The organism is Poseidonocella sp. HB161398 (assembly GCF_005870025.1).
In the GTDB taxonomy this organism is placed as follows: domain Bacteria; phylum Pseudomonadota; class Alphaproteobacteria; order Rhodobacterales; family Rhodobacteraceae; genus Mangrovicoccus.
On sequence record NZ_VATA01000017.1, the window covers coordinates 80,026 to 106,158 of the forward strand.

Consider the following 26,133-nt stretch of genomic DNA (forward strand, 5'->3'; position numbering starts at 1 on the left):
GCAGGGCGACGGCGGCGTCGCGGATGACGGCGCGGCGGCGGGCAAGTGGCGAAGGCATCCGCGCGGACAGGCAGGCGCGTGCCGGCCCCGCGGGTCAGGCCGGCGGGGCGGGAAGCGGGGCCAGAAGATCCGCGTCGGCCACGGCGGCGCGCAGCTCGGCCATGAAGCTCAGGAGCAGCCCCGAATGCGGCACGCCGCGGCGGGTGTACATCACCGCGTTGATGTCGCAGGCCGGCAGGAAGGGGCGGCAGGCCAGATCCTCGCCGCGATGGATCGAGGCGGAATAGGGATCGACCACCGTCACGCCCAGGTTGCGCGCCGCCAGCGCCGTGGCCGTGGCGCAGTAGCGGACCTCGATCCGCGGGGCATAGACCGCGCCCACGGACTCGTAGGCGGACCGCACCAGCTGGCCGAGATTGGAGGCCGCCTCGAGCCCGATCATCGGGAAGGGCGCCAGATCGAGCGCGCTGACATGCGGCCGCGCCGCCAGCGGGCTGTCCTTCGGCATCAGCGCGACCATGTGGCTGCGCTGCAGGATGTCGCTGTTGAGCGCCGCATGGCGGCCGCGGTCGATCGCCAGCCCGATATCGGCCTGGCCGCTCTGCACCGCGTCGCGCACCTGCTCCAGCCGCCGCACGTCGAAGGCGACGGAGACATCGGGCCGCGCGTCGAGGAAGTTCCTCAGCGCGACCGGCGCCACCGAATAGCCGAGCGGCGGGGTGGCGATGATCTTCAGCCGGCCGGCCATGCCGAGCTTCATGTCGCGCGCCCGCTGGGCGAAGCCGCGCATGATGCCGAAGACGGGGCGGATCTCGGCATGGAGCGCCTTGGCCTCGGCCGTGGGGACCAGCCGCCGGCCCGTGCGCTCGAAGAGCGCGAGGCCCAGCTGGGTCTCGAGCTGGCGGATCCCGGCGGAGACCGCGGGCTGCGAGATGCGCAGCTGCTCGGCCGCCTCGACCGTGGTGGCGCAGCGCATCATTGCCGCGAAGATCTCGAGGAGCCTCAGCGACACCTCGGGCAGGGCGTCGCCGCCGCTCATCCCGGCCCCCCGGCGAGGCCGAGCGCCATGGCCGCGGCCGCCTGCACCGGGTCGATCACGGCAAGCCCGGCATCCTGTTCCAGCCGTGCCCGCACCGGCGCCATGCCCGCACAGCCCAGCACCACGGCGCCTGCCCCCGCTTCGCCGAGTTCCCGGGCCAGCGCCACGCAGCGGGCATAGACCGCCGGATCGCGCCCCGAGGCCTCGGCGGAGACGCCGGGCAGGGGCAGCTCGCCCGCCATGCGGCCCTCGACCCCCATGGCGCGGATGCGGATGCGGTGGCGCGCCACGGAGACGGGCGAGAGCGCGATGATGCCGAAAAGATCGGCCCGCGCCATGGCCGTGAGGATCCCGGCCTCCTGGCAGCCGATCACCGGCTGCGGGACCTGCGAGCGGGCAAGGTCGATCCCGGGATCGGAGAAGCAGCCGATGACGAAGGCCGAGGCGTCCGGCCGCGACCGGGCCAGGGCCGCGACGCCGAGCCCCGCGCGCGCCACGTCCTCGTTCGTCAGGATCGTCGCCGGGCTGCCGGGCAGGTCCGTCACCTCGAAGCCCGCGCCCGCGGCCGGGGCCAGATGCGCGATGGCCTCGCGGATGCCCTCCGTCACCGCGGCGGAGGAATTCGGGTTCACGACCAGGACCGGCCCCCGCATCAGCGCAGCACCGCGCCGAAATTCTGCGCAGGATCGAACTCCTTGGCCTGCCAGCCGGAGCGGCCGCGCAGATCGGCCGGTTTCCGCGCCACGAAGCGGCCCTGTCCCTCGGCGGCTTTCAGCGTGCCGTGCTCGACCACCGTCTCGCCGCGGGTCATGACGATCTCGGGCACGCCCATGAGCTCCAACCCCTCGAAGGGGGTATAGTCCATGTTGTCGTGCTGGTCGGCCAGCGTCACCTTGCGGCGGGTCTCGGGGTTCCAGATGGCGATATCGGCGTCCATGCCGGGCGCGATCCGGCCCTTGGCGCTGCAGCCGAAGGTCTTCGCCGCGTTGGTGGAACTCAGCGCCACGAACTGCTCCAGCGTGATCCGCCCCTTGGCGACGCCTTCCGAGAACAGCCAGGGCAGACGCGCGGCGATGCCCGGCATGCCGTTGGCGATCTTGGGATAGGGCACGTCGATCCCGTTGAGGAACTTGCCCGACTGGTCGGCGCGGTAGGGCGCGTGGTCCGAGCTGACGCTTTCGAAGGTGCCCGACGCGATATGGCGCCAGAGCGCGTCCTGCGTGGCGTGGTCCCTGAGGGGCGGCGAGCAGATGTACTTCGCGCCCTCCATCCCCGGACGGTCGAGATCGTCGCGGGTCAGCGCCAGGTATTGCGGGCAGGTCTCGGCGAAAAGCTTGGCGCCCGCGAGCTTCTCGCGCTGGACGATGGCCGCACCGCCTGCGGTCGAGACATGGACGATGAACAAGGGCGCATCGACCAGCTTCGCCAGCTGGATCGCGCGGTTGATCGCCTCTTCCTCGGCCAGTTCGGGCCGCGAGATCGCATGGTATTTCGGCGCGGTCAGCCCCTTGGAAGCGAGCTGGCGGTTCATCCATTTGACCATGTCGTTATTCTCGGCATGGACCATGGTGACCGCGCCGTGCTCGCGCGCGACGGTCAGGATGTCGAGCATGCCGCCATCGCCCAGGTTCATCAGGTCATAGGTCATGAAGACCTTGAAGGAGGTGATCCCCGAGGCGAAGGCGCGCGGCAGCTGGTCCTCCAGCACCTCCGGCTGCGGGTCCGAGATGATGAGGTGCCAGGAATAGTCGATGACCGAGCGTTTCGCCCGTTCGCCATAGGTGGCGATCACCTCGTCGACCGACTGGCCGCGATGCTGGGCGGCGAAGGGGATGAAGGACGAATTGCCGCCGAACGCCGCCGAGACCGACCCCGAGAGGTAGTCGTCGGCGGTCATCACCCCCGAGGAGCTTTCCTGCGCGATATGGGCATGCGCCTCGATCCCGCCGGGCATGACGATCCGCCCGCCGGCATCGATGCGGCGGGTGCCGCCCGGCAGCCGCTCGGCCACGGCCGCGATGCGTCCGTCCCTGATGCCGATATCGCCCTGGTAGATCTCCGCGGCGGTCGCGATCGTGCCGCCATGGATGACGGTGTCGAAGTCCATCTGTCCGTTCCCCTGTCTCAGACGTCGATCTGGACGCCAGTGCGCGCGCAGATCAAGCCGTAATGCTCCGTCCGGCGATGCGCGGCGAAATTGAAGATCGTCGACTTGCCGAAGGCGCATTTGGCGAAATCGGCCTCATGGGTGATCAGCTCGTCGCCTTCGCCCGTCGCGCGGGCAACGACGAAGCCGTCCGGATCGACGATGATCGAGCCCGCGAACATGTGGTTGCCGTCCTCCATGCCGCATTTGGCGACCGCCACGGCATAGGTGGAGTTCTGGTAGGCCCCGGCGCAGACCGACAGCTCGTGATGGTAGATCCGCCGCTCGATGCCTTCCTCGGCCGAGAGGTTGTTCTGCGACGGGGTGTTGTAGCCGACCGTGACCAGCTCCACGCCCTGCAGCCCCATCACCCGCCAGCTTTCCGGCCAGCGGCGGTCGTTGCAGATCGACATGCCCATGATCGCGCCCTGGTTCCGCACCACGTTGAAGCCGGTATCGCCGGGCAGGAAGTAGCGCTTTTCCAGGTGCTGGTGGGTGCGCTCGGGCTCGTACTCTGAATGGCCGGGCAGGTGGGTCTTGCGGTATTTCAGGATGATCTCGCCCTCGGGCGAGACGATGACCGAGGTGTTGAAATGCTGCCCCTCGGGCGTCAGCTCGCAATAGCCGAAGGTGAAGCCCATGCCGTATTCCTTCGCGCGGTCGAAGAGCGGCTGCGTCGCGGCGTTCGGCATCTCGGTCTCGAACCAGTGGTCGAACTCGGCGCGGTCCTCGGCATAGAAGCGCGGGAAGAAGGTGGTCAGCGTCATCTCGGGATAGGCGAGGTATGTCACGCCCTTCTCATGCGCCTGGTCCATCAGGGCAATCATCCGGGCGACGACCTCTTCGCGGGTCTCGTCCTTCTGGATGCCGCCGATCTGGGCGCCGCCGATGATCATCTTGGACATGGGTGTTTCCTTTCGGGGATCAGTGCGCCGCGAGGCCGCGCTGGTAGCGCGAGATCAGCCGGACCAGAGGCCAGAGGATCGCGAGATAGATCAGCGCGGCAAGCACGAGCGGCGAGGAATTGTAGGTGACGGAGCGGGCCATGTTGGCCGAATAGAGAAGCTCGGCCAGCGAGACGACGGAGGCCAGGGAGGTGAGCTTGACCACCTCGACGGTGTTCGACAGCAGATCCGGCAGGACGTTGCGCACCGCCTGCGGCAGGATCACGTGGATCATCGCCTGCGTCTGCGACAGCCCGGTGGCGCGCGCGGCCTCGGCCTGGCCCTTCGGCAATGACTGGATGCCCGCGCGGAAGACCTCGGCGTAATAGGCGGAGTTGTTGAGGAAGAAGGCGATCATCACCGCCAGGAAGGGCGTCAGGTCGAGCCCGGCGAAGGGCAGGCCGGAGAAGACGAAGACCAGCAGCACCAGCGGCGGGATCGCGCGGAAGAAGTCGATGAAGGCGAGGGCCGGCCATTTCAGCCAGCGCCTTGGCGAGAGCGCGCCGAGCGACAGCATCAGCCCGCCCGCAAGCCCCAGACCGATCACCGCGGCGCAGAGCTTGGCCGTGATGCCCAGGCCCTTCAGCAGGAGCGGCCAGGACTTCGCCATGATCTCGAAATTCAGGAAGAGGTCGATGAAGTCGCCCATGTCACACTGCCCAGGAATAGCGCCGCTCGAGCAGCCGCGAAAGCAGCACGGCGGGCAGGAAGATCGCCAGATACGCGAGCGCCGCCATGGTCAGCGGCGTCGCCGAGCCCGAAAAGCTCTGCGCCGAGGAAGAGACCGAGAGGATTTCCTTCACCCCGATCACGGACCCCAGCGCGGTCATCTTGGTGATGGCGAGCGCGCGGTTCACGAGCGGCGGAATGCCCATGCGGATCGCCTGCGGCAGCGCGATCTCGAAGAGCGTGCGGGCAAACCCGAGGCCGGTGGCGCGCCCGGCCTCCCACTGGCCCTTCGGCACGGCGGTCAGGCCCGCCCAGAAGATCTCCTCGGCGAAGGCGGCGAGCACGGCGGCCAGCACCAGGATCAGCACCATCGGCCCCGAGAGGCTGATGCCGAGGCCCGGCAGGCCGAAATAGCAGATCAGGATGACGACCAGCGGCGGCAGCGCCCGGCCGATATCGGCGAAGGCGACGATCGGCAGCGTCAGGTACCAGCGACCGAGGCTGCGCAGGCAGGCCAGCGCCAGCCCCAGGGACAGGCCGAGGACCAGGATCACCGCGCTCAGCCACAGCGTCGTGACGATGGCCGAGAGCAGATCCGGCAGGTACTTCGCCATCACCGCGCCGTTGAAGAAGGTCTCGAGGAACCTCATTCTGCGGCCTTAGAAACGCGGGCGAGGAAGCTTTTCAGCCGGTCGGATTGCGGGTTGCCGAAGATCGCCCCGGGCGGGCCGGCCTCGACCACCACGCCGCCATCCATGAAGACGACGCGGTCGGCGGCCTCGCGGGCAAAGCCCATCTCGTGGCTGACGACCAGCATGGTCATCCCCTCGTCGCGCAGCTGCCGCATCACCTTCAGCACGGAGCCCACAAGCTCGGGATCGAGCGCCGAGGTCGGCTCGTCGAAGAGCATCACCTTGGGATCGAGCGCCAGCGCGCGGGCAATGGCGACCCGCTGCTGCTGTCCGCCCGACAGCTCGGCGGGCATCGCATCGGCCTTGTGGGCCAGGCCGACATGCTCCAGCATCTCCATGGCGCGGGCCTTCGCCTCCGCCTTCGGCCGCTTCAGCGCGCGGATCTGGGCGAGCATCACGTTGCCCAGCACGGATTTGTGCGGGTAGAGATGGAAGCCCTGGAACACCATGCCGATCTTCAGCCGCATCCGGTCGAGCGCGGCGCCGCGGCAGTCGGTGACATGCTCGCCATCCAGGAGGATCGTGCCCGAGCTCGGCTCCTCCAGCCGGTTGCAGCAGCGCAACATGGTCGACTTGCCCGAGCCCGACGGCCCGATCACGAAGACCAGCTCGCCCGGGGCGACGCGCAGGTCGATGGATTTCAGCACCTCGGTCTCGCCGAAGCGCTTTTCCAGGCGGTTGATCTCCAGCATCGGGCGCTGGTGGACGGGGGCGGGAGCAGTCATCTCGGGTCCTTTGTGGCCGGGCGGGACGGATCCCGCCCGCAATGGCGCATCAGAAGTCGCAGGTGACCTCGTGGGCGGTGTCCTCGTAGCCGTCGAAGCCCGGCGTGCCGTAGCCCGGGGTGGGGGTGACGATGGTCGCGCCCTCGGCCGGGGTGACGCCGAACCATTTCTCGGACAGCGCCGCCATGGTGCCGTCGGTCTTCAGGCATTCCAGCACCGCGTCGATCTTGTCCCGGGTGGCGATGTCGTCCTTGCGGAAGGGGAAGGCCCAGACCAGCCCGGTCGGGTATTCGTAGCTGAGATCGATCCGCGGGTTCTGCTTGGCGGCCCAGGCCGAGGCGGTGGCGCCTGCCAGGTTGGCGTCGGCGCGGCCCGTCGCGACGGCCTCGACCGCATCGGTATTGGTGCCGTAGGAGACCACCGTCCAGCCGTATTCATCCGCGCGGTCGTTCAGGAAGCTCTCGTAGACCGAGCCCTTGTTGACGGCGATGGTCTTGTCCTTGAAGGCGTCTAGCCCGTCCATGGCGGGGCTGCCCGCGGGCACGGTGAAGGCGAAGTTGGTGTCCATGAAGCCTTCGGAGAAAAGCAGGTTCGCCGCGCGCTCCTCCGTCACCGTGGTGGGCGCGACGAGGAAGTCGTAAGTGCCGGCCTGCAGCGCCGGGATCAGCCCCGAGAACTGCGCCGCGACCACCTCCATCTCGACGCCGAGCGCCTCGCCGATGGCGGCGGCCAGGTCGACATTGAAGCCTTCGACCCCGCCGGAGAGGCTGGGCATCGCATGCGGGGCGAAGGTCCCGTCAAGCGCCACCTTGTAGCCATCGGCCTGGGCGGCAAGGGGGAGGGCGGCGGCAAGCGCCAGGGGGAGGAGGCGGATCGGCGTCATGAGGGGCTCCTTGTTGGTCATGTGCTTCTTGGCATCACCGGATGCTGGCAGGCTCCAGAAGCCCGAGCCGCCGCGGCCGGAGCAATAGAATTTTGGCTTATAATCGATCTAGAATTATAATCTTCGATTATAGATCAAGCGCCAGGTGGCGGGTGTCCGCAGCCCGGCCCGGGCGGGCCGGATACGGTGCAAGATGCTGTGGTAAAATGGTTTCTTCCGGCATCGCCGGGCGTGCGGCATGGGGGGCGGGCGCCTCCGTGCTTCCGGGGCAAAGATTTTCCGCAAGCAGCGGCCCGGCGCGGATGTCTGCGAAATAGGCAGGACGCAAATCCCGGACCGGGCGCCGCCGCTGCCAGCGCGCGGGGCCGAGTCGATCCGGTCCGGCGCCCGGCGCCCCGGCCGTCTGGCCGGGATGCGGCACGGACTGCGCCAGGCGCTGTTCCTGCCCGTCCGGGGCGGACTAAATTTTAGGCTGTTTCTTCCGGAATAGGCGGGCGCTTTCTGATCGGCCGCCCTCAGGAATTCCGGATATTGAATTTGAAAATCCCCGGCGATCTATTTCCGCCATGGGCGAGGGGAGCATGCGCCTTGGTATTTTCAGAGCCGACATTCATTTTCTTCTTCCTGCCGTTCTTCACTGCGGCCTACCTGCTTTTCGCGCGCTGGCGCAACCCGCTCCTGCTGGCGGCGAGCCTGCTCTTCTACGCCTGGGGCGAGCCCGCGCATCTGCCGGTGCTGTCCGCGTCGATCGCGATGAACTACGGCATCGGCCTGGGCATCGACGCCGCCCTCCGGCGGGGTGGATCCGGCCGGGCCATGCTGGCCCTGGGCGTGACGGCCAATCTCTGCCTGCTGGGATGGTACAAGTATCTCGGCTTCTTCCTCGAGACCGCCGGGGTCGCGAATGCGGCGCAGATCGCGCCGGAGCTGCCGGTCGGCATCTCGTTCTTCACCTTCCAGGCGCTGTCCTACCTGATCGACCTGCGCGCGGGCCGGATCGGCGTGCAGCGCAGCCCGCAGCGGCTCGCGCTCTACATCTCGATGTTCCCGCAGCTGATCGCCGGTCCGATCGTCCGCTACGCCGAGGTCGAGACCGCCCTGGCAGAGCGCCGGATCCGCGCCGAGGACATCGCCATCGGCATGCAGCGCTTCGTCACCGGCCTGGCGAAGAAGGCGCTGATCGCCGATCCGATGGGGCTGACCGCGGACCGGATCTTCGCCATCCCGGATGCGGGGCTGGCCCCCGGGACGGCCTGGATCGGGGCACTGGCCTATATGCTGCAGATCTATTTCGATTTCTCGGCCTATTCGGACATGGCCATCGGCCTCGGCCGGATCCTCGGCTTCCGCTTTCCGGAGAATTTCGACCACCCCTATGCCGCGCGCTCGGTCACCGGGTTCTGGCGGCGCTGGCACATGACCCTGTCGGGCTGGTTCCGCGACTATCTCTACATCCCGCTCGGCGGCAACCGGCGCGGCCCGCTGCGCACCTATGCCAATCTCGGCATCGTCTTCCTCGCCACCGGGATCTGGCATGGCGCGGCCTGGACCTTCGTGCTCTGGGGGCTCTGGCATGGCGCCTTCCTGGTGGCGGAGCGGATGGCGCCCGCGCGCTGGCGCCGGGCGGTGCCCGGGCCGCTGGCGCGGCTCGGCACGCTCCTGGCGGTGCTTTTCGGATGGGTGCTCTTCCGGGCGGACGGGACCGGGCAGGCGGCGGCCTTCTGGTCGGCCATGCTAGGGCGGACGGGACCCGAGGCGGGCTTCTATCCGGCCGCGTCCTTCTTCGACGCCTACATCCTGACGGTGATGGCGGCAGGCGCCTGCCTGTGCGTCCCCGTCGTCCCGCGGCTGGAGGCCTGGCTGCGTCCGCGCCTGCCGGGCGCGGGCTGGGTCGCGGGGCGCACGGTCATGGCCTGGGGGCTCTTCTCGGCCTCGATCGTCTCGCTCGGCGCCGCCTCCTACAGTCCCTTCATCTATTTCCGGTTCTGACAGATGGCCATGAGCGATATCCAGACGGCCGGAGAGGCGGCCTTTCCCGGGGTCCGGGCGGCCACGGCCTCCGCCATCGCGATGCTCTGCCTGCTCTCGCTGGTGGGCCTGGCCTCGCTGGCCGACATGCTCGACGGGCCGGGCACGGTCCGGCAGGAACTGGTGGCGCAGACCCCGGAGCTGTCCGCCGACCCGCGGGCGCTGCGGTCCTTCCCGCGCCGCGCCAGGCACTACGTGACCGAGCGCTACGCGCTCAAGGACCCGTTCGTCTCGCTCAACGGCTCGGTCATGCTGGGGGTCTTCGGCCGCTCGCCCTATCCGAAGGTGCTGGTGGGCGAGAGCGGGATCCTCTTCCTCAATCACGAAGGCACGCTCGAGGCGGCGCAGGGCCGCCCGCCCGCGGCGCGCGACGAGGCCTGGATCGCGATGTTCGAGCGGATGGATGCCGCCTTCCGCAGCCGCGGCATCCCGCTGGTGCAGGTCATCGCCCCCGACAAGGCCGCCGTCCTGCCCGAGGCGCTGCCCCGCTGGGTCGCCCCGGTGCCGGTTCCGCGGTCCTCGCAGCTTGCCGCGAAGATGCGGGACAGCACGGCGCCGCAGCCGGTCGATCTGGCGCGTGTCTTCCGCAGGCTGCGCCGCGACCCGCTGGCTTTCCCGCTCTACCATGCCACCGATACCCACTGGACCGAATACGGCGCGGCCCGGGGGATCGACGCGGCGCTCGCCCCGGTGCTCGGCGCCCGGGCGCTGCCGCCCTTGAAGGTCCGCGCCGTGCCCGCGCAGGGCGGGGACCTCGCGCGGATGGTGGGCCGGCAGGCCGCGATCCGCGCCCGGGCCCCGCAGGTCCTGCGCCCGGGGCCCGGTTCCTGCAGCGCCCCCGGCGTGGCAGATCTGCACCTGCAGACGATCGACCCGCTCAGCCTGCCGGAATTCACCTGCCGCAATCCGGACGCGCCGCAGGGGCATGCCCTGGTCTTCATGGACAGTTTCGGCATGGCCGCCGCCCCGCGGCTGGCGCAGATCTTCCGGCGGGTCGATTTCCTCTGGCAGGACGAGGTCGACATGGCGGCGGTGGACCGCCTCCGGCCCGATATCGCACTGCGGATCATGGTCGGGCGCAAGCTGCAGTCGGCATCGCCCGCCGGGATGTTCGCGGCACCGTGAGCGCGCCGCCGCCTGGCGCGGGAGTTTCGCGCGCGCGGCAGGCTCCGGCTGCATCCGCCCGGTCCCGCGCGAGACGCAGCAGATGAAGCCGTCGCGCTGCGCCCCCCCCCCCCCCGAAAGCACCCGGTCGCGATGGTGCGCCGCCCCAGCGCCAGTCGGCAGTCGCCGCCCTCGCCGGAGGAGGAGATGACATCGCCCGCCCTTGCTGCACAAACGGGGATGAGAGTCACCGGGTGACTCCAATTCAGAAGGCGGCAAGCGGTGCATCCGGCCGGTCCGGGCGCGCATTGGCCAGCGTCCCGACCCGGCCATGATCGCTGCCTTGCGGACAGATCGGAGCGCTGTGCAGCCCCGGATCTCCGGAAAGGCATGCAAGCGCAGGAAATGGCCATGAACGGGAACAATCGTGGCTTTCCAGTCGGATGCAGCTCAAGCGGGAGGCCGCGCGAAGGACCAACGCCCCCGGCAGAGCCTCCCGCAGATCCGGCGCGCGAAATCGGTGCGAAGGACTGCCTGGTGCGGGAATGGGCGGAATCCGATCGGGCGCGCCGGTTGCAATTGGCGCCTTCCGTGCCGGGGTTCGTCGAACGCCGCATCGAAGACGAGCCTGCAATCTCGCCGCCGTTTCCCGGGGCGGAGGGCGCAGCGCCCCCCGAAGCCAGGTGATCCGGAGCTCCAAAGGCGATCTGGTCCTCGAATTTCCCCCGAGGCTCCGCGAAGGCGAGTTCGAGAGGTTCCTGCGCGCGCTGAGGATTGCCCGATGTTGCCGATGGAGAACCCGAAAATCTGCATCCCGGCCGAGCCTGTCGACTTCCGCAAAGACCTCGACGGCCTGGCGGGCCGCGTCATGTCGGAGCTGGAGCTTGATCCCTTCTCCGGCGCCTTGTTCGTCTTCCGGTCCAGGCGGCGCTGTCGCGCAAATCGGCGGACGACCGCAGGTCCCCTTGCCCCGGACGCATTTCTCCCAGGGCCCTGGTGACCGGGATGCCAAGGTCGGTGAAGCGGTTCAGGAATGAGCGGCAAGCGCCACTGGTCCGAGAGCAGCCGCGAATGACCCGGATCCGGACCTCGGCAACCTGCCGGTCGAAGGTGAGGCACCGCGCCGCCATCGGTCCGAGGCCGATGCCGAACGGAGATCCGCCGCTGGCCGAGAAGCGTCATGCAGGTCATCCAATCGCGGGGGAAAAGGTCCCCCGGACCTTTTCCTGATCCGGCTCATATCTCCACCCCGCTGCGCCGGCGCTGCCCGCTCCGGTTCCGCCAGAGTGCCCGGCCGAGGTGCTTCGAGGCCCGCAGGGTCCCGCTGCGCGCCCGGGCTCCGGCGCTGTCCGGCTTCCATCGCCCGGCGTTGCGGTGAGGCGGAAGCGAGGAGGACCAGCGAAAGGTCCGGGGGAGTTCAGGCCGGTCCGCATCAGCGGCAAATCCTCCTTTGGAGGATTTGGAGGCTGGACGGGCGGAGCCCTGCCCGGCGAACCGCCGCCGCACCGCGGGCAGCGATGGCGTCATGGCAGGCGCGCGTGTCATGGGCGTCGCCAGCGGTGCTTGACCCGGTGGCAACTCGGCCGCGACGGTGGCGATTTCCTCGCCCGCCGGGATCTGCACCGGCGGGCCGGCAGCATCCCTCGCCGCTTCGCCCGGACCGGAGGCGTTCACCGGCTCGACATCGCCGGAGGTTACCTTGACGGCGCTCTGCTCCACGTTCGTCAGGACCCCCGTCCCCCGGACGGTTTCCTGATCCTCGTCACCCCTCGCCGGCCCCGAGGTGGATCCGGCGCCATGAGCGGGCCGCCCCACCGGTCCGGGCGGATCCGCGAATACGCCGTTTCGAGCCGCCCTGCCTGCGCGCGTACCGTGCTGCGCTTTCGCGGTCCCGCCGAGGCCACGGTCGCTTCGCGTTCCACACCGATCCCGGTGCTGTCCGCTGCCCAGCAGGGTATTGCGCCGCAATGTCCAAGAGGGACGAGCAGGGGGAGCCCCCCCTGGAGCCGCGATACGGGATGGCGACGTCCATTGTTCGATGCGCTTTCGCGGCGCTGTCGGCGCCGCGGTCCGGTCTCGCTCTGGCGGCGTGGCGGGGGGCTGACCTCCGGAACGGACCGATCCGGCAGGCTTGCCGCGAAACCGTTCGCCAGCGGGTTCGAACCAGTGGCGCTAAACTGGCTCACTCTGCCAGAGTGGCAGGCTCTTCAGGATTCTGACCGCAAGGCCGGTCTGGATCGCATTCGCCGGGGAAATCGTCCCCCGGACGATTTCCTGATCCTCCTCATTCACTTCAGGCCCGCTGGCGGTCACGCCGTCCGGACGGCCCCGCTTCCCGCTGCAGGGAGGGATCGAACCCGACCGTCAGCGATCCGCGCTGCGTCAGCGGCTGATCATGCGCATGCAAGCTGGCGGTCTTGCAGGGGGGCTTCGAGGCCTGCTCATGCCGACCAGCTAGCACTCTGGAGTCACGCGGTGAATCTCCCTTCCATTTGCGCAGCAACGCCATTGCAGACACGCGTTCGCAGAAGACAGTCGCGCGCCCTGGGCGGCTCTCCTTCGGCACGCGCCAGGCCATGTCCCGGTCCAGCCAGACGGTCAGCGAGCCGCAGCGCTTCAGGTCTTCCCGTACGCCTTGCGGTAGCAGGCAGGTTCGGGATTCGCCATGAAAGTCCGTTAACCTATTGGATTATCGGGATAACTCTCGATCCCCTGAGAGTTCTGCAACGACCCCCCCCTCTATGTCCCTTGCGGCGGGGACCGCTTGCACTCTGCTCGCGGCAGGGACCGGGGGGCATCGCCGCCGTCGCAGAACCGGTCGGGAGCTGTCCGCCGCCATGACCGTGGCCCGCTCGGCATCCGCACTCCCTCCCTTCGCGGCGCAAGCCGGAGACGGAGGCCGGCGCCGCTCGGCCACCTCTGGTTCCGGCCGGAGCGGACCTCCCGGCTGCCGTGGCCCCGGGCATCCGCTGCACGCTGGACACCGCCGCCGCGGCGCGCGAGGCTGGGCCGCAGGAGGCGCCCGGCGCATCTCCGGGCCGCGATCCGCGCGGCGGCCTTGAAATCTGGCGTCATGTGGCGCATATTTAGCGACACGTGGCAAGGAGGCCGGTGGATGATGGATGCGGTGCAGTTCGAAGGCGATGTCGGCCCGGCGGTCGGGCTCCTCGGAGGCGAGAAGGCGATCCGGGCGCAGGTCCGCACGGTGATGGATGCCCATGAGGTCCTGCTCAAGGGCCTGCCGGCCGATGCGCTGCTGCATCTGGTCTCGGCCGTGGGCTTTCTCGAACAGGGCGACGCGCTGAAGAAGGCGGTCGGGCTCAGCCTCCGCACGCTGCAGCGTCACAAGGCGCAGCGCTCGCCGCAGCTGCTGAGCGTCGAGCAGAGCAGCCGCGCCTGGCGCTTTGCCGAGATCTTCGCCCATGCCGCCGAGGTCATGGGCTCGCAGGAGGCGGCCGAGGCCTGGATGGACCGCCCCGCCATCGGCCTGGCGAACCGCAAGCCCGTGGACCTGCTGGCGACCTCGGCCGGGATCGAGGCGGTCGAGGAATACCTGACCCGGCTGGAATACGGGGTCCATGCATGATCCCCTTGCCGCCGCCGCTCGGCACGGGGGAGATCAGGCTCTGGCGCATCGACCAGGAGCGCCACCGCGCCGCCTGGCATACCGGCGAGGGCGCCTTTCGCGTCGGCGGGCGCTGGAACAGCCGCGGCGTGCGGGCGGTCTATGCCTCGCTCGACCCGGCGACGGCCTGCCTCGAGGTCGCGGTGCACAAGGGCTTCGAGGTGCTCGACACCGCGCCGCACTACCTGACCTCCGCGCGGCTCCGCGATCCCGCGCGGCTGCATGTCGTCGCCCCGGAGGCCATCCCCAACCCGAACTGGATCACCCCGGCCACGCCCGGGCGCAACCAGCAGAGCCACGGCAATGACCTCTTGCGCGCGCATGGCTGCATCCTGATCCCCTCGGCCGTGTCGCGCCACAGCTGGAACCTGGTCTTCGATGCCGACCAGGCGGAGGGGCTCTACGAGGATGTCACGCAGGAGCGCTTTGCCCTCGACCCGCGGCTGCAGGCGGCCTCCTGAGGTCCGGACGGCCATCGGCCCGGTGCCGATGACCGGGGCGCCATCGGGCGGGCAGCCGGGGCGGCGGCATGCAGGCCATCGCCGTCCCTGCCGGCGATCCGGGGACGGACCCCGGCGGGTTGTCCGCGGCGGTCTGCAGCGTGCCGGGCGAGATGGCGGCATCAGGTACCGGCCTTTCCGGCAGGCTGCCGGCGACAGTTGCAAGCTCGTCCTAACGAAAATTTCCGGCGTCTTTTTAAGGGCGTGCAAGCAGAACTTCATGCAGAGACCCGGGACTGCCCGACGGATGTCCCGTCCCAGGGGCGGTCGGGTGCTGCCCCGCAGCCTGCTGGAGACGCCTGCCGCGATGGGTCTGCCGCCCGTCAGCAGGCCCGGCCCTCAGATCGGCCTTGTGCCGGCAGTCCGCGCGACCATCCCGGAACCGGCGGGCCGCATCGCTCAGGGCTGCAGCATCCGGCAGGTCCGTTCCGGCAGCACCGGTCCCCGGGCCCTGCAGCCGACACCGGCATCAGGCGCCGTGATGCCCGTCCGGCGCATCCTGCCGACGGCCGCCTCGACCCCGCGGCATGCCCCGGTCACAGCCTCCGGGCGCCTTCGCCGGGGGAAGGCCTCCGCGACGGCGCGGGAAAAGCGCGCCTCGTGGTGGCCGGCGATCCCGGCTTCCCGCCGCTCTGTCCCGAAGGTCCGCAGCAGCGGCCGCCTCGACTGGACAGGGCTCCGGGTGCGGAGGAGGGCCGCTGAAACGGCCCTGCGGCGCATGGATGGCGGAAAAGCCGCGCCGCCGACAGGATAAGGCCCGCATTTCGCGCCGCACCCGCGCAGCAGGACGGCCAGCGGCACCGCGAAGACCGCGGCGAGCGCCCCCGCCTGCCGTCCCGGCGCGCGCCGGAGACGGTGCCCTGGCAGAGCGCGGTCAGCCCGTGCGCCGAGCTGCACGCCATAGCCGGGCGCCTGCGCTGCCAGGAGGTTCTCGGCCGCCAGCAGGATCAGCACGCAGTTCCGCGACCGAGAGCGCGGCCACGCGCCGGAGCAGCGGCTTGGAGCAGACAGAGGCGATGGCGCGCAGCGCGCTCTGCCATCCGCCCGGCCGTCGGCGTGACCAGCGGCGCAAAGATGGCCACGCCGAGGGTGCAGGATGGCACGACCCGCCCCGCGGCGGGAAGGGACACGCCGCGATCCTCCGCCATCTCGGGAAGCGGGCCCTTCGGCGAGAATCCTGCCGGACCGCTGGCAAGGGAGCCGCGGAAGAGTGCGGCCGGCGGCGGGCTCGACCGTGATCGTCTTTCGTGCCTTGGCGCGCCGCCGGTCTGCCCGGACGGCGGGAAGCCCGCCCGCTTGGACGACGCAGCGCGGCAGGTTTGGCAGCTGCCGAAGCAACCCTTTCTTGACCTTGGGCAGAGGACGACCCATGGCCCGCATCGGCTGTGCGCCACGGAGGTCGTCCTCGCCATTCTCGACGAAGGCAGCGTCTCGGCCGCGGCGCGGCGGCTGGGGATGATGCCCTCGGGGTCCGCCGGACGCTCGGCCGGGCCGAGGCGCGGCTGGGCTGCGGCTGCTATCCCGCTCCGCCCTTGCGCGGGCGCTGACCGGGGAGGGGCAGCGCCACCAGGCTACCACGCAGCGGATCCTGGCCGAACGCAAGGCCGCCACGGAAATCTGCAGGAGCCCCGGCGGCGTCGCACGGGCGGCTGTGGATCGCCCGCTGTTCGGGGATTTCGCCCGGCTCCGACCCCAGGCGGAGATCGACCAGACGCTGACCGATCCGCTGGAGGATCCGGCACAGGGCGCGAGCGCTGTCGCCGTCCGCTGCGGCGCGCTGTCCGACAGCGGCCTGATGCCACGCAAGCCCGGCCCCGAGCCGATGGTGGTCTGAAAGCGCACCGCACGCCCGGCCATCCCGGCGATCTGCACCGCCACCAGTGCCTTTCCGTCAATTTCGACCCGGCGCGGTCGCGCTGGCCCTTGCGCATTGACGGCCGCCCGGCCGCGTCCGGGCCAATGGCCGCGAGGCGCCTGGCATCGCCCGGGTGGCGCGCTTCGCGGTGGAGGAGGGCCTGCAGGCGGGGCGGCTGCGCGCGATCCCCGGCAGCTATGCCGAAGTGAAGGCGCAGGAGGTCCGCGCGCGCCTCGTCGGCGGCCCCTCCATCCCCGGCCGGGCGCTGGTCGATTTCCTCGCCATCCGCCTCGGCTGGGCCCGGCCCCGCCAGGGCCGGCGCGAGGGTCCGGTGCCGTCTTCCCGGGGCCCCGGGGAGAGCCGGCGCCCGGCCGGACTGGGCCTGTTGCGTGAGTGCTTCTGCCCGTGAGGGAGAGGGCGCAGAGCCTTCGGCGGGGCCGGGCGCCGGGCGGAGAGAGATGCACGGGATCGCCGTTCGCTGCTGCCTGCAGGGGACGGCGTCATCCGGTCCTTGCGGACCGGAGGGGCGTTCACGGCCGATACTGTTGAATAACTCCGGCTCCGATCGAAAGAACTTCCGAAGTTGGAAAATTGTTCTCCAGCATGGCTGAAGGAATCGCCCTTTGAAGCGGATTTTCCCAATCTTGGAATGTTTTCCCTTGATTTTGGGGCCTGCGAACGTGTGCGCGAGATTTTCACCACGATCAGCCGCTTAACGTCAGCCTGGCGCATAGCGCATCGCCGTCACGGCGGGATCGGCGCTCGTGCCCGGCTGTGCGACGCGGGGCGGAGCTGCCGCGCAAGGGGGTGCCGACGGGCCGTGCCGCCACCGCTTGCATCCAGCGGCGTGGCAGACGGCGGGGCACCGTGCGCGGCCCCGGCCGCGGCGCAGCTCGTCCCGCGGCGCCTGACCGGGCGGGCGACGGACAGCGGCGACCGGGACCTTGCCGCTGTGGGCACCCGCCCAGATGCTCCCGCGGCCGGAACTGTTTCAGCGCAAGGCCGGGCCATGTCCCGTTTGACGCCCGAGGCACTCCGGCTGAACCGCCGCTTTCGCACGCCCCCGGGGTGCAGGATCCGCAACGCCTCCTGCGCGCTGCAGTCCCGGCGCAGCCCCGGACGGGCGGTCAATGCCATCCGCAAGGCGCCCGGCCTGATCGGAGGCCAAGTCTGCGCCACCGGCGATGGGCGTTCCCTTTGCGCTCCAAGCGCTGCGCCATGGCGGCCCGGGAGAGCGTCACCGGCCCAGCGGCGGGGAGGTCGCAGGCCCGCAGAAAGGCCGGCGTTTCGGGCCGGGCGGGGCGCGGCATGGCGCCAGTCCGGGCCCGGTACCGCGGAGCGGCATGGGCGGGCGCATGGCGAAGGCAGGCCGCAGCGCCGGTGTCCGCCCCGGCCCGCCCGCCCGGGCCGCCGCTCAGCGCAGATGGCCGGTCGGCAGGGCGGTGGTGTACTTGACCTGGTCGAGCGCGAAGCTGGAGCGGATATTCGCCACGCCCGGGATCTGGGTCAGGATGTCCAGCACCAGCTCCTGGTAGCGCAGCAGATCCTCGACCACCACGCGCAGCAGGAAATCCTCCGAGCCGGTCATCAGGTAGCATTCCATGATCTCGGGCCGCCCCTCGATCGCGTCGGTGAAGGTCCGCAGCGAGGCCTTGTCCTGCTTCTCCAGCGTCACATGCACGAAGACATTGACCAGGAGCCCCAGCTGCAGCGGGTCGACCAGCGCCACCGATCCGCGGATCACCCCGGCCTCGCGCATCTGCGCCACCCGCCGCCAGCAGGGCGAGGCCGACAGATGCGCCCGCTCCGCCAGCTCGGCATTGCTCAGCTCGGCATTCTCCTGCAGGGCGTCGAGGATGCGCAGGCTGGCTGCGTCGAGTTCGATCCGGTCGCGGGTCATTTCCACCTCTCATCCGCTCGTTTCAGGCATGGTTATCCTATATTCCGCCAGTACGGGGGATCATAGGTCGGATTTTTCCGCTGGACAGGTGCATTCTTCCCCGCAATGCCAGTGCCGGAGACCGATGATGACCTGCTGCGATGCCGCCCTTTCCCGACCGAGCCCGTCCGCCAGCTGGCCGTGGCTCGGCGCGATGGTCCTGCTCTGGGGGCTGAGCTGGCCCGCCACGCAGATGGCGCTTGGCGAGATGCCGCCGCTCTGGCTGGCGACGTTCCGCTTCGGCTCGGCCGCGATCTGCCTGCTGGCCTTCCTGGCGCTGCGCGGCCGGCTGGTGCTGCCGGTGCGGGCCGACCTGCCGATCATCGCCAGCATCGGGCTCTTGCAGATGATGACCTTCACCGGGCTCGGCATGATCGCGATGACGCAGACCGATACCAGCCATTCGGTGCTGCTGGCCTATACCACGCCGCTCTGGAGCACGCTGCTGGCCTGGCTGGCACTTGGCGAGCGGCCGCGGCGGGCGCAGCTCGGCGCGCTGGCGATCGGGCTGGCGGGGGTGGCGCTGATCTGCTCGCCGCTGGAGACCGACTGGCAGCGGCCGGGCGCCTTCATGGGCGCGGGCTTCCTGCTGACCGGGGCGGTCTGCTGGTCGGCCGTGATCCTGCATGTGCGGCGCCACCGCTGGCAAACGCCGCCGCTGGCGCTGGCGCCCTGGCAGATGCTGCTGGCGACGCTGCCGCTGGGCGCGATCGCGCTTTTGCGCGAGGGCGTGCCGCAGGGCATCGGCTGGTCGCTGCCGCTGGTCGAGCTGCTGGTCTTCATCGGCCCGGTCGCCACCTCGGCCTGCTTCGTTATCTCGGCCGAACACGGGCGGCGGATCTCCAGCTTCGCGATGGCGAATGTCACGCTGGGCGTGCCGGTCATCGGCGTGGCGGGCTCGGTCGCCTTCCTCGGCAACCAGCTCTCGCCGGTCTTCCTGGCCGGGCTGGCGCTGGTGATGGCCGGGATCGTGCTGACCGCCCGCGCGGCGGCCAGCCGCTGACGGCGGGACCCGGCGGCGGCGGCCGGATCGACCGCGCCGCAATGCGGGCCGCTCCATTCCGCCGCCAAGACGGGCGGGCACCGCTGCAGAGTGGCACGCGCCCCCTTGGGGGCATCGAGATGGAGCATGCATTCCGCCGCGGCCGCGACCGGCCATTGGAGCCTTTGGCCACGGGGCTTTCCGATTGCGCCGATCGCCCGGCGCGGCCCGTCCGCGAGCCGTCGCGCCACTGCGCAGATCCCGGCCATTTCTCCGCCGGTCACGCCGCCCGGTCCGCATGAAGATCGCCGCCATCTTCGGCGCCGACCGGCCTCCCCGGGGGCTCAGATCGCCCCGAGCAGCTTCCACCACAGGAAATCGAGCGGCATCAGCACCAGGACGGTCACCGCGAAGAGCGCCAGCATCACCCGCAGGAGCGGCCGCGTGCTTTCCCCGGCGAGCCCCATCGCCACGATCAGCGGGCTGACCTGGTAGGGGAAGAGGACGGTCGAGAAGCCGACCACCTGGGTCATCAGCACGGCCTCCTGCGGGAAGCCCGTCGCCCCGGCCAGCTCGGGCGCGAGCGGGGTGAGCACCGCGGGCACCCCGGCGATCGTGGTGAAGAGCGACGTCCCCGCCGCCAGCAGCGAGAGCGACATGAAATTCGCGAAACCGCGCCCCTCGGCGAAGGGCAGGGTGTCGAGGGCCGCGCCCGCGATGATCCCGCCGAGCCCGCTGGAACTGACCACGGCGCCGAGCGTCAGCGCCCCGGCGACGAAGAGCAGCGTCGGGAAGTCGACCGCGGCGCGGAAGGCCGGCGGCGGCACGAAGCCGAATTGCGGCACCATCAGGACGAGCGACGCGCCGAGCCCGATCCAGGCGGGGTTGATGCCGTGCAGCCAGTCGGTCGACCAGAGCGCCAGGGTGGCCAGCAGGATCGCCACCAGCGCGGCCTGGCGGCGCGGATCCTGCGGCTCCGGCGCCGCCGCAGCGGGGCGGGCGCCGATCTTCGCCGGGAAGAAGGCCAGCACCAGCCCGACGATCGCCGCCGCCTTCAGCAGCCCCAGCACCGGATAATGCAGGAGGAGATAGGCGCCGTAGCTGAATTCCGCCCCGAGCGAGCGCTCGGCCACGCCCGAGAGAATGACATTCGGCAGGTTCGAGGGCAGGATGGCGAAGCTGGGCATGTTGGTGCCGATGGCGATGGTCACCGCGACGCCGGTCCGCCCGGGCGTGCCCCTCTCCAGCCCCAGCGCGTCGGCCAGCGCCATGCCCACCGGCACCAGCACCGCCGCGCGGCCGAGCGAGGAGGGCATCGCGAAGCCGAGCGCCATGCCGAGGAGCATCAGCCCCGCGATCAGCGCGGCATGGCTCTGCGACAGGTGCGGCCGCGCCAGCGCGCCCAGCCGCGCGCCGAGCCCGGTGCCGGTGACCGCCGCGCCGATGACCGCGCCGGTGACGACCAGCCAGATCGCCGAGGAGGAGAAGCTGGCAAACACCTGCCCGGGCGGTGCGAGCCCGGCGAGGATCAGCGCCGCGAAGAGGAAGGTCGAGGCGACATAGCCCGGCACCAGCCCGGTTCCCCAGAGCGACAGCGTCACGAGGAGCACGCCGGAGATCTGCGCCTGGCGGGCGTCCATGGCGGCGGGCGGAAACAGGATGCAGGCCCCGGCGGCGAGGGCCATGAGGGCGACGATGCACTCTTTGCTGCGTGTCATGACGGAGGTCCCTGGAAGATCGCCGCAGATCTAGCCGCGGCGCCTCCGCCGCGGTAGAACGACATCATGACAGAAGATGTCGATTTTCCGCCAAAGCGCTCCCGGCCGGTCGAGGCCTGGTCCGGGATCCTCGACCGGGGCGGCCGCCTGCCCGCGGCGCCCTTGCGGGCGGAGGTCCGGGTGCTCTTCTGCTTCGACGGGCTGATGCGCGTGGCAACGCCCGCGGGCCACTGGTTCATCCCCGACCGCTGCGGCATCTGGCTGCCGCCGGGCACGGCGCCCGAGCTGGACTTCTCCGGCCGGATGGAGGTGCAGTGCTTCGCGATCGCGCCGCGCTTTGCCGCGCGGACGGGCCTGCCGCCGCGGCCCGCCGTGCTGCGCGCCACGCCGCTGATCCGCGGGGCCGGCCGGCGGCTGATGCCCCCGACGGGGCAGGAGAGCCCGCTCGGCCCCGCCGAGGCGCGCCGCCTCTGCTGGGTGCTGCTCGACGAGATCGCGCGGCTGGAACGGCCCGAGCTGCACCTGCCCGGCGCCGGCGATCCGCGGCTCGCCCGGGTCATGGCGCGGCTGATGGCGCATCCCGCCGAGGCCGGCAATCTGGCGAGGCTGGCGCAGGGCGTCGGCAGTTCCGAACGCACGCTCGGGCGGCTCTTCGCGCAGGAGACCGGGCTGGGCTGGCGCGACTGGCGCGACCGCCTGCGGCTGGTTCTGGCGGTCGAGGGGCTGCAGGCGGGGCGCAGCAGCACCGAGCTGGCCCACTGGCTGGGCTATTCCACCCCCTCGGCCTTCGTCGCCGCCTTCCGCCGCCAGAGCGGGATGACCCCTGGCGAGTGGCGCCGCCGCGCCTGAGCCGCCGCGGCCCGGCGGCTGCCGAAGGCGCGGCCGGTCTCCTCCGGCGCGGGCAGGCGACCGCCGTGGATGCTGGCCTGCCGCGCGGCACGCATCACGCGGGGCAGGGGCAGTGTCGCCGAGCGCAACGCCTGCCTGGCCGTCCGGGACGGCGCGGCCTTCAACTGCGCATTGGCGGCCTGATGCCCGGCCACAGTTGTCTTGCAGCACTCTTCCCGCCCCGCAGCCCCGGCCCGTGCAGCCCCGGGTCGCGGGCAGCAGGTCTGCGGCATCGCTGGCATGGAGCGCCGAGAATCTGCCGCCGGGAACATCCGCGCGCTGCCGCTGCCGGGCATCATCTGCGTGTCATGCACGAATGCCGCGCCGCCGGGGAGGCAAGCGCGCAAGCCCAGCACATGGCCGGGCGGGGACATCGCCGTGAACGGCGCCTTGCCGACCACCACCTGCGCGCCGCCGATGGAGAGCTGGTCCCGTTGCCGACCGTCCGCGCGGACCTCCGCGGGCAGGTTGCAGGGCTGCTGCCAGAGCGTCTGCACCCCGGCCACGTGCTCGCCGATCTGCGCTGCAGCCGGGGCGCGGCGAAGACGTGGCCGGCATGGAGACGCGTGTCGGGGGATCCATTCCAGCTCGATCCCCGCGGCGCCGACATGGCCGAACCGCCGCCCGGCATTCGCCAGCGCATCGTAGCCGGCCACCGGATCGGCCACCGCGCCCTCATGGAGACGGACTCGTGGAAGACAAGCTGCCAGCGTTCGGCGGGCCCGGCCCGCGGAACGTGGCCGGGCCCCGGATCGGCCATTGCGCCCTCATGATGGCGGATTCGTGGAGGACAGGCTGCCAGCTTACGGCGGGCCGGCCCGGAAGGGTGCGACGACAGGGTTGGTCCTTCTCCGTCTTCCAAGGCATCTCCGCGCGGGGGCGGCTCCCGGGACGGATGTTCCGCCCTCCGCGCCGCGCGGCGAGGAGGGCAGGGCTCAGCGCGCGCGGGTCGGGAAATGCCAGTCGATCGTGCTGCCGCCCTCGCCGGGCAGGCCGGGGCGGCCCCGGGCGCGGCAGGGACGGCCACGATCACCTCCTCGCCCCGCTGCCAGTTCGCGGGCATGGCGCAGCCATGCGCTTCGGCGGTCTGCAGCACGGCGAGCAGGCGGCAGATCCCGCCGACTGAACGGCCGACATTCACCGGATAGCAGACCATCGCCCGCAGCCTGCCCTCGGGGGCAATCACGAAGCTGGCGCGCAGGGCCGCGGTGTCCGAGGCGCCGGGCTGGCTCATGCCATGGGCCTGCGCGACCGCCATGCCGAGCTCGGCGATGAACGGGAATCCCAGCTCGACACCGAATTTCTTGCGGATGCTCAGCCGCCGGTCGATGTGGCTGTGGGTGCGGCCGATCGACGGGCCGGAAGCGCGGCGAAGGCCTGCTGCTGCGCGGCGAAGGCGATGGATTCCGTAGTGCAGACCGGCGTGAAATCGGCCGGATACGAGAACAGGACCAGCCATTTGCCGCGATCGTCCCGGGGCTCCGGCGCCCATGGGCGGCGGGGGCGCCGAACCCCGGGGCGCGCTCGTTCAAGCGGGGTCGGGCGGGGCGGCTGCCTGCCGTCATGGCGGCATTCCTCCTGGTCAGCGATTGCGCGAGACGGGGATTGCCGCCCGATATTCACAGGAGAAACCGGCGGGGCCTCTGTCTGTGACAGAGGTTTTCCATGATGGTCGCGCTGCGCTGGCTCCGCTTCCTCGCCGCGCTTGCCGAGACGCTGAATTTCTCGCGCGCCGCCGGGCAGTGCTTTGTCACCCGGCCGGCGCTCAGCGCCGCGATCCGGGTTCTGGAAGGGCGGCCGGGCATCCGGCTGGTCGAGCGCGCGCGGCGCGGCGTTCTGCTGACCCCGCCGGGCGAAGGGATCGCCGCCCGCGGCCGCAGGATGCCGCCGGAAGCCGGCGAGATCGAGACCCCGGCCCGCGGGCCTCGCAACCCGTTCGAGGACGGCCTGATGCCGGGCTCGATCCCGATGATCGGTCCCTACCTGCTGCCCGCCGCCTTTCCCGGGCTGCGGCTCTATCTGCGAGGAGATGACCGAGAGCCTGATTGGCGGGCTTGCCGCCGGGCGGACCGACCTGGCGCTGATTGCGCTGCCCTTCGATACCGGGGCGCCGGAGCTGACGGAGCTCTTCGCGGGCGGCTGCCAGCTGGCCTCTCCGCCCGGGCGGCCCGCACCCGCAGGGGCCGAGGCGCTGGCGGAAGGCGGCCAGCTGATGCGGCTGGAGACGGGGCACTGCCTGCAGCGCCATGCGCCCGCGGCCGATCCGGGGCGGATCCGGACGGCGGAGGACAGCTTTGCCGCGACCAGCCTGGCGGCGCTGGTCGCCAGACTGGGGGAGGGGATCACGCTGCCGCCCCAGCCCGCGATCCGCGCCGGGGTGGAGGTCACTGCCGGCCTGCGCCTGACGCCGCTGCCCGATGCCTGCCCGCGCCGCGTGGCGCTGGCCTGGCACCCGGGAGCGGCGCGGACGGCGCTTTTCCGCAAGCCGCGCGCGCGCCGCGTCCCAGGGCCGGATTTCGCCGCGCCGCAGGGGGCCCTCGGCCATCCCGCCCCAGGTGCTGGCGGCGGATCCGGCAGGAGTGCCGAGGGCCACCTCCGCCCGGCGGGCTTTCCCGGACCGTGACCCCCGCCGGAGCGTCGGCTGCGCGGCGCATGTCCCGTTCGCGGATCCCTTGGCGGCGCAACTGCCCAACCTGGCGGCATCCGGCGGCCCGGCGCAGCGCGCAGCGGGCGGGATCCGGTGCGGCGGGTTGCCGGACACCACCGTCATTGCTTACCTTAGGGCAATTACTTTCGATCGAAGGATTTCCCATGCCGACCCTGGCCAATACGCTCGTGGATGCCCTGCAGACGATGAAGGACGCGGCCGCGCGCGGCGACACCTGGACCGCCGCCCTCGGTCTCTGCCGCCGCCTTGGGGCGATGGATTTCAATGTCGCCGAGTTCTCCGAGGGCGAGTATCTCCCGAACTGGTGGCGATCCTCGCTGACGACCCATGTCGGGCACGAGGAATACGTCCAGGAGGGATACGCCACCGTCGACCCGGTGCTGCATGCCCGGCTGGCCGGGAGGGTCGGCGAGCTGTGGCATCTCGAGGCGAAGAACATGCCGATCGTGGCGGGGCAGGAGGCGATGAGCCGGTCGCTGCAGGCCCTGTTCCTGCGCTACGACGCCGATTCCTTCTTCTGCTTCGCGGGGCAGGGCCTGTTTCCCGGGGCGGAAAGGCTGCTGTCCTTCTCCACCTCGCGGGAGTGCCACGGCGCGCTCGCCGGTCTCGGCCGGGACGGGCTGTCGCTGATCGGCAATGTCATCGCCGAGCATGTCGTTCCGCCGACGGCAGAGGATGCCGAGGGGCATATCGGCTTCCTCTACGACCTCCTGAGCAGCCGCGAGCACGACGCGCTGTGCTATCTCGCCTCCGGCCTGTCCAATGACCAGATCGCCCACCGCATGGGCATCGCCGAGGTGACGGTCCGCCACCACGTCAAGAACGCGCGCCGCAAGATGGGCGCCCGCACCCGCGAGCAGGCCATCGCCAAGGCCATCGTCCGCGGACAGCTCCGGCTCTGAGCCGCGCCCTATCGAATTCGATAACTAGGGCGCCAGATGACGTTAGGGTACCTTTTCCGCGTGGAGCATTTCTTCCACGGCTACAGGGCCACCTGACTTCGATTGGTGGAAACATTCAATGAATGAATTCAGAACTTCAGTCGCCGCGGGACTTTCATTTGCGGCCATGGCCGCCGGGGCGCAAGCCTCGGTGGTCATTAACATCACCGAGGATGCGGCGGGCATCTACGCGGAGTATGCCGGATCGCTCGATCTCACGGGCCTGACGCCGGGACCCTATCTGTCGGGCGGAACGGCCGGCGGCATCTGGACCTGGAACTCGAGCCGTGTTCAGGGCCTCCTCGCCGGACTGGGCGAGGGCGACTATGCCGGGCGGTTCTATGTCTTCTCGGATGTTCCGGATGTCGGGGACCTGCTCAAGCCCGGCTCCGGCGGCGCGACCTGGCAGACCCTGGGCACCGTGCCGGGCAGCGGTCTGGCGCTCCAGCTCGATCATGACGCCTCCGGCGACAGCTCCTTCGTCATCGACGAGAGCGCCGGGGACTATGACGGCGGCTATTTCCGCGGGACCAATGCCTGGACCGGAGAGGACTGGCCCGGTCCCCTGTCCGAGGCGCCATTCAATCTCGGCCGCTTCATCTACGCCTTCTCCAATGGCGAGACGGTGACGCTGAATATCGGCAATGGGTCTGCCATGGATCTGCCCGGCCCGGTCCCGACCGCGACGACGCCCCTGCCTGCCTCCCTGCCGCTGGCCGCCTTCGGGCTCGCCGCGCTCGGCCTCCTGCGCCGCCGCCGCTGAGCCCGTTTCCGGCGGCGCCCGTCC

General features: G+C 70.7%; 25 protein-coding genes and 4 pseudogenes. 13 read left to right on the forward strand and 16 right to left on the reverse strand.

Going from position 1 to position 26,133, the window contains the following annotated elements; translation table 11 throughout:
* Window positions 1-94: 94 nt before the first annotated feature.
* From FGX59_RS15115 to FGX59_RS15150, 8 genes are all read right to left on the reverse strand, one after another.
* Window positions 95-1,039 carry a LysR family transcriptional regulator gene (locus FGX59_RS15115; protein WP_138467718.1) on the reverse strand — a complete coding sequence of 315 codons (945 nt, stop codon included), beginning with the start codon at window positions 1,037-1,039 and terminating at the stop codon, window positions 95-97.
* Window positions 1,036-1,692: an aspartate/glutamate racemase family protein gene (locus FGX59_RS15120; protein ID WP_138467720.1), complete on the reverse strand. Its 657-nt coding sequence runs from the start codon at window positions 1,690-1,692 to the stop codon at window positions 1,036-1,038. The genes FGX59_RS15115 and FGX59_RS15120 overlap by 4 nt, the downstream gene beginning before the upstream one ends.
* Complete coding sequence (hydA, locus tag FGX59_RS15125; protein ID WP_138467722.1) at window positions 1,692-3,146, reverse strand: dihydropyrimidinase; 1,455 nt, start codon at window positions 3,144-3,146, stop codon at window positions 1,692-1,694. The genes FGX59_RS15120 and hydA overlap by 1 nt, the downstream gene beginning before the upstream one ends.
* A 17-nt stretch (window positions 3,147-3,163) precedes the next feature.
* Window positions 3,164-4,090 (reverse strand): N-carbamoyl-D-amino-acid hydrolase, encoded by a 927-nt coding sequence (locus FGX59_RS15130; protein WP_138467724.1) that lies wholly within the window; start codon window positions 4,088-4,090, stop codon window positions 3,164-3,166.
* A gap of 19 nt (window positions 4,091-4,109) precedes the next feature.
* Entirely contained in the window at window positions 4,110-4,778 is a 669-nt protein-coding gene (locus FGX59_RS15135; RefSeq protein WP_138467726.1) for an amino acid ABC transporter permease, read from the reverse strand.
* Window position 4,779: 1 nt separating this feature from the next.
* Complete coding sequence (locus FGX59_RS15140; RefSeq protein ID WP_138467728.1) at window positions 4,780-5,448, reverse strand: ABC transporter permease subunit; 669 nt, start codon at window positions 5,446-5,448, stop codon at window positions 4,780-4,782.
* On the reverse strand, window positions 5,445-6,182 hold the full coding sequence (locus tag FGX59_RS15145; RefSeq protein ID WP_138467798.1) for an amino acid ABC transporter ATP-binding protein: 738 nt from the start codon (window positions 6,180-6,182) through the stop codon (window positions 5,445-5,447). The genes FGX59_RS15140 and FGX59_RS15145 overlap by 4 nt, the downstream gene beginning before the upstream one ends.
* Window positions 6,183-6,264: 82 nt before the next feature.
* Window positions 6,265-7,098: a transporter substrate-binding domain-containing protein gene (locus FGX59_RS15150; RefSeq protein WP_138467730.1), complete on the reverse strand. Its 834-nt coding sequence runs from the start codon at window positions 7,096-7,098 to the stop codon at window positions 6,265-6,267.
* A gap of 588 nt (window positions 7,099-7,686) precedes the next feature.
* Here FGX59_RS15150 and FGX59_RS15155 point away from each other — a divergent pair.
* The 3 genes from FGX59_RS15155 to tnpB all read left to right on the forward strand — a co-directional run bounded on the left by FGX59_RS15155 (window position 7,687) and on the right by tnpB (window position 11,230).
* Complete coding sequence (locus FGX59_RS15155) at window positions 7,687-9,087, forward strand: MBOAT family protein (protein ID WP_138467732.1); 1,401 nt, start codon at window positions 7,687-7,689, stop codon at window positions 9,085-9,087.
* Window positions 9,088-9,096: 9 nt separating this feature from the next.
* Window positions 9,097-10,251: a hypothetical protein gene (locus FGX59_RS15160; RefSeq protein ID WP_171060658.1), complete on the forward strand. Its 1,155-nt coding sequence runs from the start codon at window positions 9,097-9,099 to the stop codon at window positions 10,249-10,251.
* Between the two features lie 769 nt (window positions 10,252-11,020).
* A complete protein-coding gene (gene tnpB / locus FGX59_RS39675; RefSeq protein ID WP_370296038.1) occupies window positions 11,021-11,230 on the forward strand; it encodes an IS66 family insertion sequence element accessory protein TnpB in 210 nt (69 codons plus the stop codon).
* On the opposite strand, the pseudogene FGX59_RS39680 reads toward tnpB, so the two are convergent.
* Together FGX59_RS39680 and FGX59_RS39685 are read right to left on the reverse strand one after the other, a co-directional pair.
* Window positions 11,214-11,616 (reverse strand): annotated as a pseudogene (locus FGX59_RS39680) (hypothetical protein); the annotation flags it as partial. The gene tnpB and the pseudogene FGX59_RS39680 overlap by 17 nt on opposite strands.
* A gap of 106 nt (window positions 11,617-11,722) precedes the next feature.
* Window positions 11,723-12,046 (reverse strand): annotated as a pseudogene (locus FGX59_RS39685) (hypothetical protein); the annotation flags it as partial.
* A gap of 1,299 nt (window positions 12,047-13,345) precedes the next feature.
* Here FGX59_RS39685 and FGX59_RS15170 point away from each other — a divergent pair.
* Both FGX59_RS15170 and FGX59_RS15175 read left to right on the forward strand, forming a co-directional pair.
* A complete protein-coding gene (locus FGX59_RS15170; RefSeq protein ID WP_206078364.1) occupies window positions 13,346-13,816 on the forward strand; it encodes an antitoxin Xre/MbcA/ParS toxin-binding domain-containing protein in 471 nt (156 codons plus the stop codon).
* A complete protein-coding gene (locus tag FGX59_RS15175) occupies window positions 13,813-14,316 on the forward strand; it encodes an RES family NAD+ phosphorylase (RefSeq protein WP_138467737.1) in 504 nt (167 codons plus the stop codon). Before FGX59_RS15170 ends, FGX59_RS15175 begins: the two co-directional genes overlap by 4 nt.
* A 438-nt stretch (window positions 14,317-14,754) precedes the next feature.
* Here the strand turns inward: FGX59_RS15175 and FGX59_RS15180 are convergent, their stop codons facing one another.
* A complete protein-coding gene (locus tag FGX59_RS15180; RefSeq protein WP_138467739.1) occupies window positions 14,755-15,309 on the reverse strand; it encodes a hypothetical protein in 555 nt (184 codons plus the stop codon).
* Between the two features lie 697 nt (window positions 15,310-16,006).
* On the opposite strand from FGX59_RS15180, the gene FGX59_RS15185 reads away from it, so the two are divergent.
* Complete coding sequence (locus FGX59_RS15185; protein ID WP_138467741.1) at window positions 16,007-16,189, forward strand: hypothetical protein; 183 nt, start codon at window positions 16,007-16,009, stop codon at window positions 16,187-16,189.
* A 154-nt stretch (window positions 16,190-16,343) separates the two neighbouring features.
* Window positions 16,344-16,619, forward strand: coding sequence for a hypothetical protein (locus tag FGX59_RS15190; RefSeq protein ID WP_138467743.1), 276 nt, complete (start codon window positions 16,344-16,346; stop codon window positions 16,617-16,619).
* A 1,005-nt stretch (window positions 16,620-17,624) separates the two neighbouring features.
* Here FGX59_RS15190 and FGX59_RS15195 read toward each other — a convergent pair.
* On the reverse strand, window positions 17,625-18,110 hold the full coding sequence (locus FGX59_RS15195) for an Lrp/AsnC family transcriptional regulator (RefSeq protein ID WP_138467745.1): 486 nt from the start codon (window positions 18,108-18,110) through the stop codon (window positions 17,625-17,627).
* A gap of 127 nt (window positions 18,111-18,237) precedes the next feature.
* Here FGX59_RS15195 and FGX59_RS15200 point away from each other — a divergent pair, with 127 nt between their 5' ends.
* On the forward strand, window positions 18,238-19,152 hold the full coding sequence (locus FGX59_RS15200; protein WP_240722478.1) for a DMT family transporter: 915 nt from the start codon (window positions 18,238-18,240) through the stop codon (window positions 19,150-19,152).
* Between the two features lie 323 nt (window positions 19,153-19,475).
* Here the strand turns inward: FGX59_RS15200 and FGX59_RS15205 are convergent, their stop codons facing one another.
* Window positions 19,476-20,849 carry an SLC13 family permease gene (locus tag FGX59_RS15205; protein WP_138467749.1) on the reverse strand — a complete coding sequence of 458 codons (1,374 nt, stop codon included), beginning with the start codon at window positions 20,847-20,849 and terminating at the stop codon, window positions 19,476-19,478.
* Between the two features lie 66 nt (window positions 20,850-20,915).
* Between FGX59_RS15205 and FGX59_RS15210 the strand changes: the two genes are divergently transcribed.
* Complete coding sequence (locus FGX59_RS15210) at window positions 20,916-21,698, forward strand: AraC family transcriptional regulator (protein ID WP_138467751.1); 783 nt, start codon at window positions 20,916-20,918, stop codon at window positions 21,696-21,698.
* On the opposite strand, the gene FGX59_RS15215 is transcribed toward FGX59_RS15210, so the two are convergent.
* From FGX59_RS15215 to FGX59_RS39695, 3 genes and pseudogenes are all read right to left on the reverse strand, one after another.
* Window positions 21,617-22,405 (reverse strand): MBL fold metallo-hydrolase, encoded by a 789-nt coding sequence (locus tag FGX59_RS15215; protein ID WP_138467753.1) that lies wholly within the window; start codon window positions 22,403-22,405, stop codon window positions 21,617-21,619. The two genes, FGX59_RS15210 and FGX59_RS15215, sit on opposite strands and share 82 nt — an antisense overlap.
* Window positions 22,406-22,782: 377 nt before the next feature.
* A pseudogene (locus FGX59_RS39690) lies at window positions 22,783-22,995 on the reverse strand (peroxiredoxin); the annotation flags it as partial.
* A gap of 56 nt (window positions 22,996-23,051) precedes the next feature.
* Complete coding sequence (locus FGX59_RS39695) at window positions 23,052-23,360, reverse strand: redoxin domain-containing protein (protein WP_370296034.1); 309 nt, start codon at window positions 23,358-23,360, stop codon at window positions 23,052-23,054.
* A gap of 45 nt (window positions 23,361-23,405) precedes the next feature.
* On the opposite strand from FGX59_RS39695, the pseudogene FGX59_RS38740 reads away from it, so the two are divergent.
* The 4 genes and pseudogenes from FGX59_RS38740 to FGX59_RS15235 form a co-directional block, all read left to right on the forward strand.
* Window positions 23,406-23,534: pseudogene (locus FGX59_RS38740) on the forward strand (LysR family transcriptional regulator); the annotation flags it as partial.
* Between the two features lie 232 nt (window positions 23,535-23,766).
* Window positions 23,767-24,360, forward strand: a complete 594-nt coding sequence (locus FGX59_RS38745) for a LysR substrate-binding domain-containing protein (RefSeq protein ID WP_240722482.1) — start codon at window positions 23,767-23,769, stop codon at window positions 24,358-24,360.
* Between the two features lie 188 nt (window positions 24,361-24,548).
* A complete protein-coding gene (locus FGX59_RS15230) occupies window positions 24,549-25,307 on the forward strand; it encodes a helix-turn-helix transcriptional regulator (RefSeq protein ID WP_171060659.1) in 759 nt (252 codons plus the stop codon).
* A gap of 190 nt (window positions 25,308-25,497) precedes the next feature.
* Window positions 25,498-26,109: a VPLPA-CTERM sorting domain-containing protein gene (locus FGX59_RS15235; protein WP_206078365.1), complete on the forward strand. Its 612-nt coding sequence runs from the start codon at window positions 25,498-25,500 to the stop codon at window positions 26,107-26,109.
* The last annotated feature ends 24 nt before the right edge of the window (window positions 26,110-26,133 follow it).